Genomic DNA, 17038 nt, shown 5'->3' with positions numbered 1-17038 from the left:
GGGCTGCCCAATTGGGCAGCCCGCTCACCCCTCCCAGGGGCCATACCAGGCATCGCTCAGTGGTGCTAGCCGATGGCCAGTCACCCATGGCTGTACGGTCAACCAGTTGGCAATTGCTTCCCGATCTTGAGAGGTCAATGAGTCGTTAGCTGCTTGGCACAGGTAACCGCTGAGCTCAGTGTCGGCTCCCCCCCGCCAAAGCAGCAACCCCGCCAAAGCTCCAACCTTGTAGTTCGATATAGTCCAGCCATCGATCCAGTGCCTCTTCGAAGTCGACTTGCGCTCGATCTATGGTAAAGGTCAGGTGTAAACCCAACTCCTGAAATTCATCGAGATGCAGTTTTTTGCGCAAGCGGCGGGAGCGTTTTTTATTCAGTTCTGAGGGTTGAAATGTCATGTTGAACCTCTGAATCGTGTTGGTGACCCATCAGTTGGGGTGAGACCTCCGAGGTGGTGCCAGCATAGGCCGTCGAAGCACACATTCGGTCCAGGTCGCGTCTTGCCACCATGCCCAGGATTTAGGCCGTTGAAGGGATAAGGTCTGATAGTTCGTGGAATTAAGAGGGATTGCAGGACTCATGCTCACAAACTAGTGCAGCTCGATCCACCATGCCAAGCAACAGAAAGGTCAAGCGCCTCTCTTGACTCTCCCAAATATATCGACTCAGTCACCAGCGCACAACGCACAGGCCTCCGTGTACCTGATGTCTGTGTCGCTGCCTGCAATGGCTGCAGCGATGATTGTAAACGCCAAGCGAGCCCTGTCAGTACCCAGCCACCAGCAAGTCTAAGGTTTACGCACTGATGACGGAGGATCACTTTACCTCTGGTCTGCATGTTCAGTAAGTTGCGATGATCACTTTCAATATTAGTATATTACTGATTTTATTTAAGTTTATTGTTTTTGGTAATTTTTTACATGTGTATTTAGACTTTGCGTTTCTGGTAAACGATCCCTGCCATTGATGGGCATCCTAGGGGGGGGACCAAATACCTATGGTGCTTTTTATCTATTAGATGTGATGGCTTTTCGTATGTAACGCCGTGCTGTCGAGGGATTCAGATTGTTTTCCCTCGCATACTGGGCAATGGTGATATCTCGATGTTTCGACTGCAGAGCGTAGCGTCTACAGTGGGTCTCCCACTTTTCACTCATGGACCGTCGCTTCAGTTCCAGTCTTGCTGTCTTATGATGCAGCTTATGCGTTTTTATATAGGCCTCTACCGACAGGCCGTTTTCAGCCTGCTCAGATTGGTATTGTTGACGATGACGTTCCCAGAAGCGTCGCCTTAGCTCCGCACTGCCCAGATCCCGAAACTTTACATAGACGAGTCTCAAATCAAGTTTGTATAGCTCTGCGTAGAACTTGATGCTGATACCTTGAAGCAGCACCAGATTGGCAAAGTTCTCCTGATGATTACGCCAGAACACCTTGCGTTCATAGAACCCCATTTCGCTCGGTTTCCTAATGCGGGTTGGGATTCTCGGAGCATAAATTCGGCTTTTCATCGTTCATTGCTTCCTGATACTGCGACTGATTTGGTAGTCCTTGACCGCTGGTGGCCGCTTTCCCTTGTCTTTGGTTTTGGCCAAATAGCTTAAGCGGTAGACAAGCAATCTATGTTCATCCAGGCGATCACGGTGGACGAAGTAAAAGGGATTCATCGGTAGGGCTAGGTAGCCATATGTCCATTCTGCTTTGGCTAACCGGTAGACATTGTCAGAGTGCTTGACCTTTTGTCCGTCCAAAAACAGGGCCAAGTGGTAGTGTTGGGCTGCGGATTTGGCTTTCTCTCTGACCCAGATGTAACCGTGATAACAGGGGCCGTAGTGCTGGATCAGTGTTGATTTGAACTGTCTGCAGAAACGACTGATGGGTTGATTGTTGTCTGTGCCCTGTTGCATTTTAAGCTCCAGGCGGATGGCAAGTAACTTGCTGGTCTTGCTAAAGAATCTTTCCAGTAATCGGAAGATGCCATCCATGATGTCCCGCCTGATACGTATGTTGTTCATGACCGCCCAAGCATGGTCTTGATACTCATAGTTCAGGGGAAGAGTCAAAGAAGAATCGTGATGAATACCGGGCATATATTATCAATATCCTGAAGCAGTGATGGCGGCTGGGTGCAGTTAACCCCCCGCCGATCGTGGACGGGGTGCTTTGCAAGCAGAGACTAGGCCTTGGAGAAAATCGGGGATGATGTGCCAGTTTGTTACATTCGGTGCCAAATAAAGGAGGCTGCAGCCTCCATTTATTCTTTAATCCACAGTTAACAGCGCTTCAATTTGCTGCCTTGTCCACCCCATGATCCGTCCGTTGCTATGTTTGAGTGGCGCCGGGAGCTTGGCCAAAGCGAGCCACCGGTAGATCGTCGTCCTGGAGCACCCCAGCACTCGCTGCAGATCTTTGTGTTTGAGAATGGGTTGTAGCGTTCCGCTATCTGCCGCCGCCAACGAACGATAGCTGAAGGGTGATTTGGCCATCATTTGTTCTCCATCAATTCTGCGAGCCATTGTTGGTATACCGACTCTGGCCAGCCGACTGTTTTGCCATGGATCTTGATGGGTTCGGGAAAAACCCCGTCACGAACCCATGCCCACAGAGTGCGGCGATTGCGTCCGACAAGGTCACAAACTGTTGTAATGGAAAGTATTTTTTGAGAATTCATGGTTCACCTCGTCTCATTGGATTTGATTAGTGCATCTTCCCGGAATTATTTTGAGATGTGAGGTGAGTAAAGGCTAAATCACGGTGAGTTAGGTTAACTCACCGTGATGGTCGTTAATTTAACCAATCTCGGATGGTGTTTTTGTCGACATTGGCCAACTGGCTCTGTATTTGATCTCGTGGCCTTGAGCACATCAGCGTTTGAATCGCTTCTGCAATCGCGGTATTCGACCACTCTTCAAACGGCCTGTTAGCCAGAAAGAGAAAGCCTGCCGAGGTGTGCGCACACCGTTTGATAAGCTGCTTGACCAACTCCTTATCAGGACACTGTAGAGCGTGACGCAGCTCGATGACCAGTTGGTGATAGTGAGAGGATGTGAAGGTATCCCGATCAACGGCGATGGTTGCCAGCACGTCATCATGCTCCACCAGCAATTCCGTCAGGAAGATGAGCATTGCATGTTTTTTGGGGGAATATCTGGGGTGTTTGTTGAGGGCTGTAATCCCCGAACGAGATGAATGCCGGGCCGTGTTGCTGAATAGTTGCTTCACGCTCTCATGAGTCAACCACAAGTGCTCGGGAAATACACGGCAATCTGGCACCTCGGGGTTTTTGGCAGAGGTAACTGGCACAATGGAGACCTGAAAGCCATCAATGGGATTGTTGAGGGTGAGCAGATAACCGTGTGTCACAAAGAAGGAGCGGAACTCCACCATCCCGTGAGTTTCCAACTGCTTGGCAAAGCTGTGGCCCACAGTCCAGAGTCCGGAAGCCTTGGCCATCAAGGTTAATGGATAGGTAACCCCGCCGTAACTGAAGCGGTAGAACATGGGGACGCCACCAAACAGTTTGCTTGGACGCACATCATTAAAGTGGAGTCGTGCCAGCCCAAATTCACCCTGAGTGATCTTCAGCGTCGCATTGACCAACCGGTCCTGAGCTCCCATCTGCTTGTCGAAGGCATCATTTGGCTGTGCTGGGTCCAGGTTGCGTACGATGACGGCACATTCTGACTCTTCTAGCATCAAATAGAGCGTGGTCTTCTGATTGGCTGCCCAATGGATTATGTCTTCTACCTTGCAACCCAGTTCGCTGGCTGCCTTGGTAATCTTGAGGTAGTCGGTGTCCGGTAAATTGCATCTCTTCATAGTTATTGATGTCGCCATGCAGCCTTATTTAAGTGGATGATATTGCTGCTGGCCGTGGAGTTCCAGATTATTGACTGCCATAACTCGAGGGTGGCTTTTTGTTCTGATAGCCGGTGGTCGTGAATATAATGACTCATGACTCCCTTTAGACTATGGCCGGCAATGATTTCGATCACATGTGGGGCGATCCCAGCAGTTGTGAGATGGGTTGCAAGAGAGCGTCGTAAATCGTGGAAGGTCCAGAAAGGGCTATGTCCAAGTCTTACTGACAACTTGTGGCCGTAGGTCGCCACCGTGCTCACTTTCTTGAGCTGGCCGAGAAGATAGGGCGTTTTGTTCTTTTTTGCGGTTGCGATAAGTTCGGCGAGCATCGGTTTGAGTCGCTCAGGTATGGCGCGGACAATTTTGTGGTCCGTTTTTGAATGTTCGATAGGAACGGTCCATATCCCTGCGGCTAGATCCCACTCTGTTATATGGGATTCCCGCACTTCACGTGTTCTTGCTCCGAAAGATAGTAGCAAGAGAGATAGTGCACGATAGTAGGTGTTGGAGGAGGGGCTTTGGATCCATTCCATCAGAGCGTGGATTTCTGCAAGACTCAGAACGCGATCCCTTTTTCCACCCCGTTTACCTACATCTGCAATAGTCAGGTCATTGAGTACATTCGAGACGGCATAGCATCGAACACGGCAATACTTCAGCGCCTGTTTGGAGATCTGGAAGAGCATGCCAGCGGTAACAGGTACCTGCTTGTTGCATTCATCAAAAGCCACCAGCCAGTGTCTGGTCTCACAATCGATGAGTGGGAGATAGCCTATCTTGGGAAAGATCCATTTTTGGAATTGTTGCCGGATCTTTGGGGCATTCTTTCTGTTTTTAGCTGCGTAGTTATCCAGCCAATAACAAATCGCATCTTCTACCGTGACTGGTTTCAGTCGTTCTTCTTTGGCCAGTTTGAGCATCAACGCTGGATTGTGGCCGGCCGCTAGCCATCCTTTACATTGCTCGGTTTTCCTGCGGGCTTCTTCAATATCGATCCCTGCGCTGTTGTTGGTGAACTTCCCCAAGGTCACTTCCAGATTTTTCCCATTAAAGCGATAGCGGAAAACAAAGCTGACTGACCCGCTTGGATGCCAGAAGGCATTCAGTCCATCGCCGCGATCCACTTTACGGATGGGCTTCTTGCCGCCGTGGGGGGTGCCAAGCATTTTCCTGAGTGCAGTGACCACTAATGCCATTTTATACCCCCACAAAACCCCATAAAAAACCCCACATATGTATCCCTAACTGGTATCACCTCCCATCACCTGATGGGACATGAATTCTCAGTGGGCCTTATATATCATGGGGCTTTTGTAGGCAAGGCGGGTTTTAATTGGACGTAACGAAACGTCAGTTGAGTTCTTCGATGGAGAACTCGCCAGCGATACCATCACAGGAGATGGCGAAACCGCCGCTGAAGCGGGTGCTGAACTGGATCAGAAACGCATCATTGTCGTGCTCTTGCACAGGCAGGTTGATGGGCTTGCTGCGACGCAGGGGCTTGTGTGTTTGTACTGCTTTCATCATGGTATTTCTCTATATAAATTAGGTGTTTGCTCCTTGTATTGGCAAATGTCAGGTCAATGGGCGCGGTCGATTGGGTGAACGACAAGCGCGCAGGAATACCCAGCCCGGTTAAAGGGCGTCTGCACTTTCAAGGAATATGCTGATGCATAAATCAAATTGGGTGGGCAGATCGGGTCTGCACCGTGAGAGCCGGGCAACGCAGGCAGACAGCCTGACGGTTCTCAAGGCGAGTAAATCAGAAGAAGGTTATGCGGGTACTGGCAGGATTCATCGTGAGGTGAAGCATTGCAGGATAAACATAAACAGGGCTGATTAACTAGCCGGCGCGCATTCTCTCCTCGAAATGAATAAAAAGCAAACAATAATTTGCCAATGTTGAAGTCAGTACGCTTTTCCTCTGTGTAATCAAGGTGCTATCAGCAGCAAATATTCGCATCTATCCGCCATAAAAAGAGGGCTCCCGACGGGAGCCCTCTCTCATTCTGCAACCAGCACAGTGGGCCGACTCAGTAGTCGCCACAGGCCTTCTTGGCGGCCGTGATCATCGGGGTGATGGTCATGCCTTGCACCACGATGGAGAACATCACCACCGAGTAGGTCATCACCAGGATGACCTCCCGCAGGTCGACGCCATGTTCCGGGATCATCATGACGCCGGAGGGGAGTGCCAGTGCCATCGCCATCGCCAGACCACCGCGCAGGCCACCCCAGGTGAGGATCCGCACCGAGAAGGTGTTGTAATTGCGGAATCGGCGGAAAGCCACATAGGGCAGCGACACGCTGATAAAGCGGGCGCCCAGGCAGAGCGGCACCGCAATGACCAGCAGGATCCAGTCACGCCAGGCGAGATCCAGCAGTACCAGCGCCAGACCGATCAGCAGGAACAGCAGGGCGTTGAGGAACTGGTCCATCAACTCCCAGAAGTGATCCAGGTGATGGCTGCTCTGCTCGGAGAAGCCGGAGTGACGGGTCCAGTTGCCGATCATGATGCCGGTGACCACCATGGCCAGTGCGCCAGAGACGCCGATCATGTTGGCAAAGGCAAAACCGGCGGTCGGGATGCAGAGGGTCAGCAGCAGCTCCAATGAACCGTCATCGGTGGCGCTGATCATCACGTGGGCTATAAGACCCAGCACGGCGCCGAACAGGATGCCGCCGAGGGCTTCGTGCAGGAACAGACCGGCCACGCTACCGAAGGTGGGCTCGACACCGCCAAAGGCGACGGCAAACACGGTAGCGAAGATGACGAGGCCAACACCATCGTTGAACAGGGATTCCCCTTCGATCTGGATGGCGATCTGGGGCGGCGCTTTCATCTTCTTGACGATGGCCAGTACGGCAATCGGGTCAGTGGGGGAGATCAGCGCGCCGAACAGCATGCAGTAGACCAGCGGCAACTCCCAGCCCAGCAGCTTGGCGATAAACCAGAAGCCGTAGCCGATGAGGAAGGTGGAGAGCAGGGTGGCAATGATGGCCAGAATGGTGATCTCCCACTTCTGGCTACGCAGCGCCTTGAGGTTGATGCCGAGGCCACCGGCGAACAGCAGGAAGCCCAGAATCCCCTTCAGCAGGAAGTTCTGGAAGTCGATGCTCTCCATGGTCTTGACGGCAAGAGGTTCCAGATTGAACCAACCCAGTTTGCCAAACAGCACCAGCAGTGCGGAGATCAGCATGGAGCCCGCAGTGATGGCGATGGTGGTCTGGATCTTCACAACATACTGGTTGGCAAAGGCGATAAAAATCGCCAACGCTGCCAGAAAACAGAGTGTGTAGTAGACGCTCATAGTTATTTTTTTCTCGTTGGTAGACAGCAAGCACGTATCCCTATGCAGGACGGGCATAGGTTACTCTCGGGCCCTATGTTACTCATTACCCATAAATGAGTATATGGTGGCACATTTGGACTGATAGACGGCTAGATTTCCATTTTATTTGTTTGCTGTTAGGATGCTGTTTACGCAGTTGCATGGATGTAAGAGGAACACGCGGTGTCGAACGTAATGTCGAGCAGAGAGCCGAGCAAGCAGTCGGACGTAACAAAGAAGCTGGAAGCCTGCCTCAGGGAGCGGATCCTGATCATCGACGGGGCCATGGGCACCATGATCCAGGGATACAAGCTGGGGGAGGCAGATTATCGGGGTGAGCGGTTTGCCGACTGGCATACCGACATCAAGGGCAACAACGATCTGCTGGTGCTGACCCGTCCGGCGGTGATCCGCGAGATCCACGAGCAGTATTGCGCTGCCGGGGCCGACATTCTCGAGACCAACACCTTCAACGCCACTCGCATCGCCATGGCCGATTACGAGATGGAAGAATTCTCGGCCGAGATCAACCGTGAAGCCGCCCGTCTGGCCCGCGCCGTGGCCGACGAGTGGACGGCAAAAGATCCCGCCAAGCCGCGTTTCGTGGCAGGGGTGTTGGGCCCCACCAACCGTACCGCCTCCATCTCGCCGGATGTGAACGATCCCGGCAAGCGTAACGTCACCTATGACCAGCTGGTGGCCGCCTACACCGAATCGACCCATGCCCTGATCGAGGGCGGCGCTGACATCATCCTGATCGAAACCATCTTCGATACCCTCAACGCCAAGGCCGCCGCCTTCGCGGTGGAAGGGGTGTTCGAGGCGCTGGGCTACAGCCTGCCGGTGATGATCTCCGGCACCATTACCGATGCCTCCGGCCGAACCCTCTCCGGCCAGACCACCGAAGCCTTCTACCACTCGCTGCGTCACGTCAAACCGGTGTCGTTCGGCCTCAACTGTGCGTTGGGGCCGGACGAGCTTCGCCAGTATGTGGAGGAGCTGTCTCGCATCAGCGAATCCTGCGTCAGCGCCCACCCCAACGCCGGTCTGCCCAATGCGTTCGGCGAGTACGACCTCGATGCCGTCGAGATGGCGGAGCATATCCGCGAGTGGGCCCAAAGCGGCTTTCTCAACCTGGTCGGTGGCTGTTGCGGCACCACCCCGACCCATATCCGCGCCATGGCCGACGCCGTGGCGGGCATCAAGCCGCGTGTGCTGCCCGAGCTGGCGGTGGCCTGCCGCCTGTCAGGTCTCGAGCCCCTTATCATCACCCCCGAGTCCATGTTCGTGAACGTGGGTGAGCGCACCAACGTTACCGGTTCGGCCAAGTTCAAGCGGCTGATCAAGGAGGGGCTCTACGACGAGGCGCTCGATGTTGCCAAGCAGCAGGTAGAGAACGGCGCCCAGATCATCGACATCAATATGGACGAGGGGATGCTGGACGCCGAAGCGGCCATGGTGCGCTTCCTCAACCTCATCGCCGGTGAGCCGGATATCGCCCGGGTGCCGGTGATGATCGACTCCTCCAAGTGGGAGGTGCTGGAGGCGGGCCTCAAGTGCGTGCAGGGCAAGCCGGTGGTCAATTCCATCTCCATGAAAGAGGGGGAGGAGAAGTTCATTCAGCAGGCGAAACTGCTGCGCCGCTACGGCGCCGCCGTCATCGTGATGGCGTTCGATGAGGCGGGGCAGGCCGACACCCGCGCCCGCAAGTTCGAGATCTGCCAGCGTGCCTACCGGATCCTGGTGGATCAGGTCGGTTTCCCGCCGGAAGACATTATCTTCGATCCCAACATCTTCGCGGTGGCGACCGGCATCGACGAACACAACAACTACGCGGTGGACTTCATCGAGGCGGTGAAGGACATCAAGACGCACCTGCCCCACGCCATGATCTCCGGCGGCGTCTCCAACGTCTCGTTTTCGTTTCGTGGCAACGAGCCGGTGCGCGAAGCCATTCACGCCGTCTTCCTCTACCACGCCATCAAGAACGGCATGGACATGGGGATCGTCAACGCCGGTCAGCTCGCCATCTATGAAGACATTCCGGCGGAGCTGAAAGAGAAGGTCGAGGCGGTGGTGCTCAACCTCAATGACAACGCCACCGAGGAGCTGCTGGCCATCGCCGAGAAGTATCGCGGTGCCGGTGCCCAGGCCGAGGATCCGCGGGATCAGGAGTGGCGCAGCTGGCCGGTGGGCAAGCGGCTGGAGCACGCGCTGGTCAAGGGGATCACCGACTTTATCGAAGAGGATACCGAAGAGGCGCGCGCTGGCGCCGAGAAGCCGCTGCACGTCATCGAAGGGCCGTTGATGGATGGTATGAACGTGGTCGGCGACCTGTTCGGCGCGGGCAAGATGTTCCTGCCGCAGGTGGTGAAATCGGCGCGGGTGATGAAGCGGGCGGTGGCCTATCTGCAACCCTATATCGAGGCAGAAAAGTCGGGTGGCTCCAGCAACGGCAAAATCGTGCTGGCGACCGTGAAGGGGGATGTGCACGACATCGGCAAGAACATCGTCGGGGTAGTGCTGCAGTGCAACAACTTCGAGATTGTCGACCTCGGGGTCATGGTCTCCTGCGAGACCATTCTCAAGACTGCGCGGGAGGTCGGCGCCGATATCATCGGGTTGTCGGGTCTCATCACCCCGTCGCTGGACGAGATGGTGCACGTGGCCAAGGAGATGGAGCGTCAGGGCTTCAAGCTGCCGCTCTTGATCGGCGGTGCCACCACCTCCAAGGCCCACACTGCGGTGAAGATCGAGCAGAACTACTCGGAGCCTGTGGTCTATGTCTCCAACGCCTCCCGCGCGGTGGGGGTGGCCCAGAGCCTGCTCAGCCCGGATCTCAAGGAGGCGTTTGTCGCCCGCATCGACAAGGAGTACGAGATCGCCCGGGATCAGCATGCCCGCAAGCAGCCGCGCTCCCGCCCGGTCAGTCTGGCCCATGCCCGTGCCAACCGGCATCAGCTGGATTGGGTTGGCTACCAGCCACCCAAGCCCCGCGAGCTCGGGGTGCAGAAGTTCGAAGATGTGGCCATTTCGGTACTGCGCCCCTACATCGACTGGACGCCGTTCTTCCTCAGCTGGGAGCTGGCGGGCAAGTATCCACGCATCCTTGAGGACGAGATCATTGGCGAGGAGGCGACCAGGTTGTTTGCCGATGCCAACGCCATGCTGGATCAGCTGGAAAAGGATCAGAGCGTGCGCTGCGCCGGGGTGATCGGTCTGTTCCCCGCCAACGCGGTAGGGGACAGCATCGAGGTCTACAGCGACGAATCGCGCACCGAGGTCATCAAGGTGCTGCACCACCTGCGCCAGCAGAGCGAGAAGCAGGGCTTCCCCAACTACTGTCTGGCGGACTATGTGGCGCCGAAAGAGAGCGGCAAGCCCGACTGGATCGGCGCCTTCGCGGTGACCGGCGGCATCGGTGAGGAGGCCATCGCCAAGGCCTACAAGGCGCAGCACGATGACTACAACGCCATCCTTATTCAGGCGGTGTGCGACCGTCTGGCCGAAGCCTTTGCCGAGTATCTGCACGAGCAGGTGCGAAAGGTTCATTGGGGTTATGCTCCCGACGAGGCCCTCAGCAACGAGGAGCTGATCCGCGAAAACTATCAGGGCATCCGCCCGGCCCCCGGTTATCCGGCCTGCCCGGAGCACACCGAGAAGGGGAGCATCTGGGAACTGCTGGAGGTGGAGCAGGCTATCGGCATGCAGCTGACCGAATCCTACGCCATGTGGCCGGGGGCGGCGGTGTCGGGCTGGTACTTCTCCCACCCCGAGAGCAAATACTTCGCGGTGGCGCAGATCCAGCAAGATCAGGTGGAAGATTACGCCGCCCGCAAGGGGATGACGCTGGCCGAGGCCGAGCGCTGGCTGGGGCCCAACCTGAACTGACTCCCGCGTGACATCGGTTGATCTTTAACGAGAAACGGCGGCATCCTTGCTCGGGTTGAACAATCTGCGCAGAGCCGCCGTTTAACCTGTTGGTCACAGTGATGTGGTAGCGTGCGGTTTGGTGTGGTTTGTCTTGTTGTCAGGATAAACAATTGGCGTTGTCTTGGCGCTGTGGCACCTTATACTCTCCCGCCCCATCCTGCCCAGGCACAGCCTTCTAGCGGAATTGTCATGAAGATCGCCATTTTATCCCGTGAGCCGAAAAACTACTCCACCCGCCGTCTGGTCGAGGTGGCACAGGCGCGCGGTCATCAGGTAGAGGTGCTCGACACCCTGCGCTGCTATATGAATATCGCTTCCCACAACCCTTCCATTCACTACGAGGGTGGGGAGCTGGGAAGTTATGACGCCGTGATCCCGCGGATCGGGGCCAGCATTACCGCCTACGGCACCGCCGTGCTGCGTCAGTTCGAGATGATGAACACCATGGCCCTCAACAGCTCGGTGGCCATCAGCCGTTCCCGCGACAAGCTGCGGGCGATGCAGCTGCTCTCCCGCCACGGTATCGGCCTGCCCATCACCGGCTATGCCCACAGCACCCACGACGTGCCCGACCTCATCACCATGGTGGGCGGGGCGCCGCTGGTGGTGAAACTGCTGGAGGGAACCCAGGGGATTGGCGTGGTGCTCTGCGAGACCCAGAAGGCCGCCGAGAGCGTGATCGAGGCCTTTATCCAGACCAACAACAACATTCTGGTGCAGGAGTATATCCGCGAGGCCAATGGCGCCGATATCCGCTGTCTGGTGGTCAACGGCAAGGTGGTTGCCGCCATGCGCCGCCAGGCCCAGCCGGGGGAGTTTCGCTCCAACCTGCACCGTGGCGGCACCGCCGAGGCGATCAAGATCACTCCGGAAGAGCGAGCCACCGCGGTGCAGGCCGCCAAGATCATGGGGCTGGATGTAGCGGGGGTCGATATCCTGCGCAGCGCCCGTGGCCCGCTGGTGCTGGAGGTCAACTCCTCCCCCGGCCTGCAAGGGGTGGAAGCCGCCTCCGGCAAGGATGTGGCCGGCAAGATCATCGAGTTCCTCGAACTCAAGGCGAGCCGCAAGAATAAACCGGCGGAGTGAGCCTAACGCTTGCATCCATCAGATAGAAACAGGGCGCCCTCGGGCGCCTTGTTGCTATCTGGCTGGTGGGTTGGCGGTGCCACTGCGCCCTCACCCTAACCCTCTCCCAAAGGGAGAGGGAACTGTTCGGCAGTGATCATCGCCAGCCTTGCGCTGAATACGCCATCCTCGAGCCGGGTGTCGATCTGCCAGCCCAGCTTCTCGCAGATGCGCTGAATGATGGTGAGGCCACAGCCGTAGCCGAGGATCTGATCCGGCGCCGCCGCCGTCGGGTTGCTGATGGTGAGCACCGGGCCACACAGCTCGATGTCGATATGTCCCTCGGCATAGCTCAGGGCATTTTTCAGCAGGTTGCCGAGGGCGATGGCGAGCAGGGAGAGGGGGGCGTTTACTTCGCTGCTCTCGTCCAGGTTCAGCCGGATATCGAGGGCCTCCCGCTGCAACAGCGGAGCGAGGCGGGCCAGCTCCTGACGGATCAGCGGGGTGACCTGTTGCAGCGGTCGCTCCACTGCCTCCTTGCGGCCCAGCAGCAGGAAGGTCTCGGTGAGCAGCGCCATCTCGTCGGCGGCGGCGCGGATGCGGGTGGTGGCGCGGGCGGCCGGTGCGGGCAAGTCCGTCACCTTGCCGAGCAGGGCCGCCGAGCCCTGGATCACCATGTTGGGGGTGCGCAGCTCGTGGCTGGCGAAACGGCTGAACTCCTGCTCGCGGGCGAACACTGCGCTCACCTCCTGTTTGCCGGCCAGCAGCGCCAGCTCGATATCCCGCAGCTCCTGCCAGGGGGCGTCGGGCTCGAAATCAGCCTGATCCGGGGTGAGGTGGGCGACCCTCTGTTGCAGCCGTTGCAGCGGCCCTGTGATATGGCGTACCAGCCAGATGCCGAAGCCGAGGCAGGCGAGCAGCAGCGCCAGCCCGATCAGCCGGGTCGCCAGATGCAGCTTGTCTTCGTAGGGGTCGAGGTAGTCATCGGCGTCGTCGTTGAACACCAGATAGAGCAGTCCCTCGCCGGAGGGGTGACGGGCCACCAGAAAGTGTTTGTCCTCCTTGCCCAGCTGATGTTCGAAAAAGCCGGGGGTCTGGTAGGGCTTCAGCCATTTCGGCAGGCGGCCCGCCTCGGTCCAGTAGCTGGAGAACTGTCTGGGGCTCGGGGCTGCGGCGGCCGGGCCGAGTCGCAGCCAGTCATCGCTGTAGCGGGTCACTTCGGCTTCCAGCCAGTGGCGCAGGCTCAGCTCTTCCATCTTGTCCTCGGCCACCAGCATCAGGCCGGAGAGCAGGATCAGCAGCACCACCCCGGCGCCGCCGAGTGCCATGATCAGGCGGCGGCGCAGGCTCGGCAGGCTCATGCGCTCACCAGTCGGTAGCCCTGGCCGTGCAGGGTCTCCAGCATGGGAGTGGGGAAGGGTTTGTCGAGCGCGTTGCGCAGGGCGTAGATATGGCTGCGCAGGGCATCGGAGTCGGGCTCCTCATCCCCCCAGACGGTGTCGAGCACCTCCTGACGGCTGACGATGGCGGGGGCGCGGCGGGCCAGCAGGGCGAGGATCCGGAACGGGATCTTGCCGAGCTTGAGGGGCTCACCGGCGCGGGTGGCGCGGCCGCTGGCGACATCGACCGTCAGATCGCCAAAGCTGATGGCCCCCACATCGCCGCGCGGGCCGCGCAGGCTGAGGGCTTGCAGCCGCACCTCCAGCTCCTCCATGGCGAACGGCTTGACCAGATAGTCATCCCCTCCCGCCTTGAAGCCTGCCAGCTTGTCCTCCAGGCTGTCGCGGGCGGTGAGAAACAGCACGGGAGTGGCAATCCCCTGCTCGCGCAGGCGCGCCACTGTGCTGAGCCCATCGAGGCGTGGCATCATCACGTCCATGATGATGACGTCAAAACGCTGCTCCTCCAGCAGTTGCAGCGCCGCCTGACCGTGATAGGCACAATCGAGGCGGTGACCGGCCAGCTCCAGATAATCCATGATGGTTTCCGCCACCTGAGGATTGTCTTCCACTACCAAAATCTTCATGCTTTGCTCTCCTGGTTGGCGAGCGTTTCACGCTCTTTTCACACCGGATTCGGCATCCTGTTTGCCAGTGTAACCCCGAGGATCCCTGATGAAGAAGTCTCTCTGCGCCCTCCTGCTGTTGATCTTGTTGCCACTTGGCACCGCACAGGCGACCGAATTCAAACTGACCGGCCGCACCACCTGGCAGCTTGGCCAGTTGATGGTCAACGGCATGCCGTTCGTGATCGACGACCAGACCCGCTTCAAGGATTGGCTCAACGAGGATGATCTCGGCGGTACCTGGGTCGAGATGAAGGGGGTGGTGGAGAACGGCGTGCGCTATGTGCGCAAGGTCGAAGCCCTCGACGAAGATGACAAGGACGAGATGGATCTGGAGGGGCCGGTGGAAGGGGGGCGGATCTGGGGCTACACCACTTCGGATAACAGTCTGGCGCCGTTTGAAGGGCGCTGGCTTGAGCTGGAGTGCAAGTTTGACGGCATGCGCCTGAGCCGCTGCCGCGAGGATGACTGATCCGATCTCTGCGTTCCGATTAGAAATGCTCCCGAATGAAGCCCATGCTTGTCCAGCATGGGCTTTTTGTTCAGGGACGAACGAAGATGGAACAATCGAGAAAGTGGTGTGCATGGATGCTGGGTGTACCGCTCTGGGCGGCGCAGGCGGGAGCCAACGAATTGTGGCTGGTGGAGCTGGAGCACAGCGACGGCATCCGCCTGCAATTTCAGGGGGCCGAGGTGGAGCAGGGCAGTGCCGCTGTTTGGCGGCAGGGGGATATTTGGCCGCAGCCACTCAAACCCGGCGACCAGCTCGCCCTGCTGGTGGCTAATGGCGTTGCCACCCGGATTGAGCTGTTGGCCGCCAGAGCCCCGCTGGCCAATCAGCCCTGGCTGCGGGCGCAAGATCGCCTGCAATCCTTCGATGACCGGCAGCTCACGCTGGCCACCCTGGGCACTGTGCGACTCAATCCGCAGGTGCGCTGGGTCAACGGCTCGGCCGCCGATCTGCATGCCGGGAGCGAGCTGGTATTGATCCGTTCGGCGGATGGAATATTGCAGGGAATTGAAGTGATCAATCCGGAAGAGTAATTCAGCATCTTCTTATTTAATATGGTTTCACCATATTGTGGCAGCCATTAAATAATGACTGTCACAATATTTATGATTTATTCCTCAATAAAGTCATCGCTCTAATTATTTTCCTGTATCACCATTATTTTGTTTGTCATGGATGTTTTTTGGTGGTTTATTTTATTTGTGTCAGGTTTTGTCGGAGTCCATCCCTGTCAAATGAAAAAGGATATTTCTACACAATAACAATTATCGCATGTCTGAAAGAGGGATAAATGATGAATAGAATAATTACCGCCAATCTGGCGTTTTTTGCGTCTTCATTGATGCTCGCTCAGGTGCAGGCGGCTGAACCTGTCTACCCTGATCAGGTCAAGTGGGCGGGTCTTGGCACGGGCGTCTGTGCCAGTGGTTACCGTCCTCTGACCCGCGATGAAGCCATGAGTATCAAGGGTAATCTGGTCAGCCGCATGGGGCAGTGGCAGATCACCGGGCTGGCGGATCGCTGGGTGATTATGGGGCCGGGATATAATGGCGAAATCAAACAGGGCACTGCCGGAGAAACCTGGTGTTATCCCAACTCACCGGTTTCCGGAGAAATACCGACACTCTCTGACTGGAATATTCCAGCGGGTGATGAGGTCGATGTGCAATGGCGGCTTGTCCATGATAATGATTATTTTATCAAGCCAGTCAGTTATCTCGCCCATTATTTGGGATACGCCTGGGTGGGTGGGAATCATAGCCCTTATGTCGGGGAAGATATGGATGTTACCCGGGTTGGTGATGGCTGGTTGATAAAGGGAAATAATGACGGCGGCTGCTCCGGATATCGTTGCGGGGAGAAGAGTTCCATCAAGGTAAGCAACTTCTCATATACCCTGGAACCCGACTCCTTCAGCCATGGTCAGGTCACCGAGAGCGGCAAGCAGCTGGTCAAGACCATCACGGCCAATGCGACCAACTACACCGACCTGCCCCAGCAGGTGGTGGTGACCCTGAAGTACGACAAGGCCACCAACTGGTCGAAGACCGACACCTACAGTCTGAGCGAGAAGGTGACCACCAAGAACAAGTTCCAGTGGCCGCTGGTGGGTGAGACCGAGCTTGCCATCGAGATTGCGGCGAGCCAGAGCTGGGCTTCCCAACACGGGGGCTCGACCACCGAGACCGTCTCGGTTGAAGCGCGCCCCACGGTGCCGCCTCACTCCAGCCTGCCGGTGCGGGTTGCCCTCTACAAGTCCAACATCTCCTACCCCTACGAGTTCAAGGCCGAGGTCAATTATGACCTGACCATGAAGGGCTTCCTGCGTTGGGGCGGCAATGCCTGGTATACCCATCCGGAGAATCGTCCGACCTGGGAGCACACCTTTGCCGTCGGCCCGTTCCGCGACAAGGCGAGCAGCATCCGCTATCAGTGGGACAAGCGTTATATCCCGGGTGAAGTGAAGTGGTGGGACTGGAACTGGACCATCAGCGAGTATGGTTTGTCGACCATGCAGAATAACCTGGGTCGTGTGCTGCGCCCGATCCGTTCGGCAGTGACCGGTGACTTCTATGCCGAGAGCCAGTTTGCCGGCGATATCGAAATCGGTCAGCCCCAGACCCGTTCCGCGAAGGCTGCCCAGCTGCGCAGTGCCTCTGCCGATGAGGTGGCGCTTACCGGTGTGGATCTGGACAGCGAGGCCCTTGCCAACGAAGGGTTTGGCAATGTATCCCTGACCATAGTGCCGGTTCAATAACCTCCCTCTCAGGCC

The 17038-nt window shown here is 57.2% G+C and carries 16 protein-coding genes; 5 read left to right on the top strand and 11 right to left on the bottom strand.

Annotated elements, in window-relative coordinates; genetic code table 11:
• Positions 1-24: 24 nt before the first annotated feature.
• The 9 genes from G5229_RS07145 to G5229_RS07105 all read right to left on the bottom strand — a co-directional run bounded on the left by G5229_RS07145 (position 25) and on the right by G5229_RS07105 (position 7171).
• Positions 25-138: a hypothetical protein gene (locus G5229_RS07145; RefSeq protein WP_421208867.1), complete on the bottom strand. Its 114-nt coding sequence runs from the start codon at positions 136-138 to the stop codon at positions 25-27.
• Between the two features lie 37 nt (positions 139-175).
• Positions 176-397 carry a 50S ribosome-binding protein YggL gene (locus tag G5229_RS07140; RefSeq protein ID WP_421208866.1) on the bottom strand — a complete coding sequence of 74 codons (222 nt, stop codon included), beginning with the start codon at positions 395-397 and terminating at the stop codon, positions 176-178.
• Between the two features lie 609 nt (positions 398-1006).
• Complete coding sequence (locus tag G5229_RS07135) at positions 1007-1510, bottom strand: hypothetical protein (RefSeq protein WP_421208865.1); 504 nt, start codon at positions 1508-1510, stop codon at positions 1007-1009.
• 3 nt (positions 1511-1513) lie between these two features.
• On the bottom strand, positions 1514-1984 hold the full coding sequence (locus G5229_RS07130) for a YagK/YfjJ domain-containing protein (protein WP_421208864.1): 471 nt from the start codon (positions 1982-1984) through the stop codon (positions 1514-1516).
• A gap of 500 nt (positions 1985-2484) precedes the next feature.
• The gene (locus tag G5229_RS07125) at positions 2485-2670 is read right to left on the bottom strand and encodes a helix-turn-helix transcriptional regulator (RefSeq protein ID WP_421208863.1); all 186 of its coding nucleotides are present in this window, start codon (positions 2668-2670) and stop codon (positions 2485-2487) included.
• 113 nt (positions 2671-2783) lie between these two features.
• Positions 2784-3818, bottom strand: coding sequence for a hypothetical protein (locus G5229_RS07120; protein WP_421205553.1), 1035 nt, complete (start codon positions 3816-3818; stop codon positions 2784-2786).
• Positions 3819-3820: 2 nt separating this feature from the next.
• On the bottom strand, positions 3821-5056 hold the full coding sequence (locus G5229_RS07115) for a tyrosine-type recombinase/integrase (RefSeq protein WP_421208862.1): 1236 nt from the start codon (positions 5054-5056) through the stop codon (positions 3821-3823).
• Between the two features lie 154 nt (positions 5057-5210).
• Positions 5211-5387 carry a hypothetical protein gene (locus G5229_RS07110; protein WP_118854342.1) on the bottom strand — a complete coding sequence of 59 codons (177 nt, stop codon included), beginning with the start codon at positions 5385-5387 and terminating at the stop codon, positions 5211-5213.
• 506 nt (positions 5388-5893) lie between these two features.
• Positions 5894-7171, bottom strand: a complete 1278-nt coding sequence (locus tag G5229_RS07105; protein WP_019446508.1) for a cation:proton antiporter — start codon at positions 7169-7171, stop codon at positions 5894-5896.
• A gap of 216 nt (positions 7172-7387) precedes the next feature.
• On the opposite strand from G5229_RS07105, the gene metH reads away from it, so the two are divergent.
• Together metH and rimK are read left to right on the top strand one after the other, a co-directional pair.
• On the top strand, positions 7388-11083 hold the full coding sequence (metH, locus tag G5229_RS07100; RefSeq protein ID WP_421208861.1) for a methionine synthase: 3696 nt from the start codon (positions 7388-7390) through the stop codon (positions 11081-11083).
• Between the two features lie 231 nt (positions 11084-11314).
• Positions 11315-12211, top strand: a complete 897-nt coding sequence (gene rimK, locus G5229_RS07095) for a 30S ribosomal protein S6--L-glutamate ligase (protein ID WP_005340088.1) — start codon at positions 11315-11317, stop codon at positions 12209-12211.
• 95 nt (positions 12212-12306) lie between these two features.
• On the opposite strand, the gene G5229_RS07090 is transcribed toward rimK, so the two are convergent.
• Positions 12307-13551, bottom strand: a complete 1245-nt coding sequence (locus G5229_RS07090) for a sensor histidine kinase (protein ID WP_167565606.1) — start codon at positions 13549-13551, stop codon at positions 12307-12309.
• On the bottom strand, positions 13548-14216 hold the full coding sequence (locus G5229_RS07085; protein ID WP_005340090.1) for a response regulator transcription factor: 669 nt from the start codon (positions 14214-14216) through the stop codon (positions 13548-13550). Before G5229_RS07085 ends, G5229_RS07090 begins: the two co-directional genes overlap by 4 nt.
• Before the next feature lie 88 nt (positions 14217-14304).
• On the opposite strand from G5229_RS07085, the gene G5229_RS07080 reads away from it, so the two are divergent.
• The 3 genes from G5229_RS07080 (at position 14305) to aerA (ending at position 17023) form a co-directional block, all read left to right on the top strand.
• The gene (locus G5229_RS07080; protein ID WP_005340092.1) at positions 14305-14727 is read left to right on the top strand and encodes a hypothetical protein; all 423 of its coding nucleotides are present in this window, start codon (positions 14305-14307) and stop codon (positions 14725-14727) included.
• Positions 14728-14813: 86 nt separating this feature from the next.
• Positions 14814-15299, top strand: coding sequence for a hypothetical protein (locus tag G5229_RS07075; protein WP_376889940.1), 486 nt, complete (start codon positions 14814-14816; stop codon positions 15297-15299).
• A 260-nt stretch (positions 15300-15559) separates the two neighbouring features.
• Positions 15560-17023, top strand: coding sequence for an aerolysin AerA (aerA, locus tag G5229_RS07070; RefSeq protein WP_421205753.1), 1464 nt, complete (start codon positions 15560-15562; stop codon positions 17021-17023).
• The last annotated feature ends 15 nt before the right edge of the window (positions 17024-17038 follow it).

Source organism: Aeromonas sp. 602396 (assembly GCF_049173735.1).
In the GTDB taxonomy this organism is placed as follows: domain Bacteria; phylum Pseudomonadota; class Gammaproteobacteria; order Enterobacterales; family Aeromonadaceae; genus Aeromonas; species Aeromonas veronii_A.
Note: the sequence above shows the minus strand (reverse complement) of the source record. Positions and strands in the feature narration are given on the sequence as shown.

Excerpts from the sequence above, each read along its gene's own strand:
- G5229_RS07140 (WP_421208866.1), bottom strand. The coding sequence starts at position 397 with ATGACATTTCAACCCTCAGAACTGAATAAAAAACGCTCCCGCCGCTTG.
- G5229_RS07135 (WP_421208865.1), bottom strand. The coding sequence starts at position 1,510 with ATGAAAAGCCGAATTTATGCTCCGAGAATCCCAACCCGCATTAGGAAA.
- G5229_RS07130 (WP_421208864.1), bottom strand. The coding sequence starts at position 1,984 with ATGGATGGCATCTTCCGATTACTGGAAAGATTCTTTAGCAAGACCAGC.
- G5229_RS07125 (WP_421208863.1), bottom strand. The coding sequence starts at position 2,670 with ATGAATTCTCAAAAAATACTTTCCATTACAACAGTTTGTGACCTTGTC.
- G5229_RS07120 (WP_421205553.1), bottom strand. The coding sequence starts at position 3,818 with ATGAAGAGATGCAATTTACCGGACACCGACTACCTCAAGATTACCAAG.
- G5229_RS07115 (WP_421208862.1), bottom strand. The coding sequence starts at position 5,056 with ATGGCATTAGTGGTCACTGCACTCAGGAAAATGCTTGGCACCCCCCAC.
- G5229_RS07110 (WP_118854342.1), bottom strand. The coding sequence starts at position 5,387 with ATGATGAAAGCAGTACAAACACACAAGCCCCTGCGTCGCAGCAAGCCC.
- G5229_RS07105 (WP_019446508.1), bottom strand. The coding sequence starts at position 7,171 with ATGAGCGTCTACTACACACTCTGTTTTCTGGCAGCGTTGGCGATTTTT.
- metH (WP_421208861.1), top strand. The coding sequence starts at position 7,388 with ATGTCGAGCAGAGAGCCGAGCAAGCAGTCGGACGTAACAAAGAAGCTG.
- rimK (WP_005340088.1), top strand. The coding sequence starts at position 11,315 with ATGAAGATCGCCATTTTATCCCGTGAGCCGAAAAACTACTCCACCCGC.
- G5229_RS07090 (WP_167565606.1), bottom strand. The coding sequence starts at position 13,551 with ATGAGCCTGCCGAGCCTGCGCCGCCGCCTGATCATGGCACTCGGCGGC.
- G5229_RS07085 (WP_005340090.1), bottom strand. The coding sequence starts at position 14,216 with ATGAAGATTTTGGTAGTGGAAGACAATCCTCAGGTGGCGGAAACCATC.
- G5229_RS07080 (WP_005340092.1), top strand. The coding sequence starts at position 14,305 with ATGAAGAAGTCTCTCTGCGCCCTCCTGCTGTTGATCTTGTTGCCACTT.
- G5229_RS07075 (WP_376889940.1), top strand. The coding sequence starts at position 14,814 with ATGGAACAATCGAGAAAGTGGTGTGCATGGATGCTGGGTGTACCGCTC.
- aerA (WP_421205753.1), top strand. The coding sequence starts at position 15,560 with ATGAATAGAATAATTACCGCCAATCTGGCGTTTTTTGCGTCTTCATTG.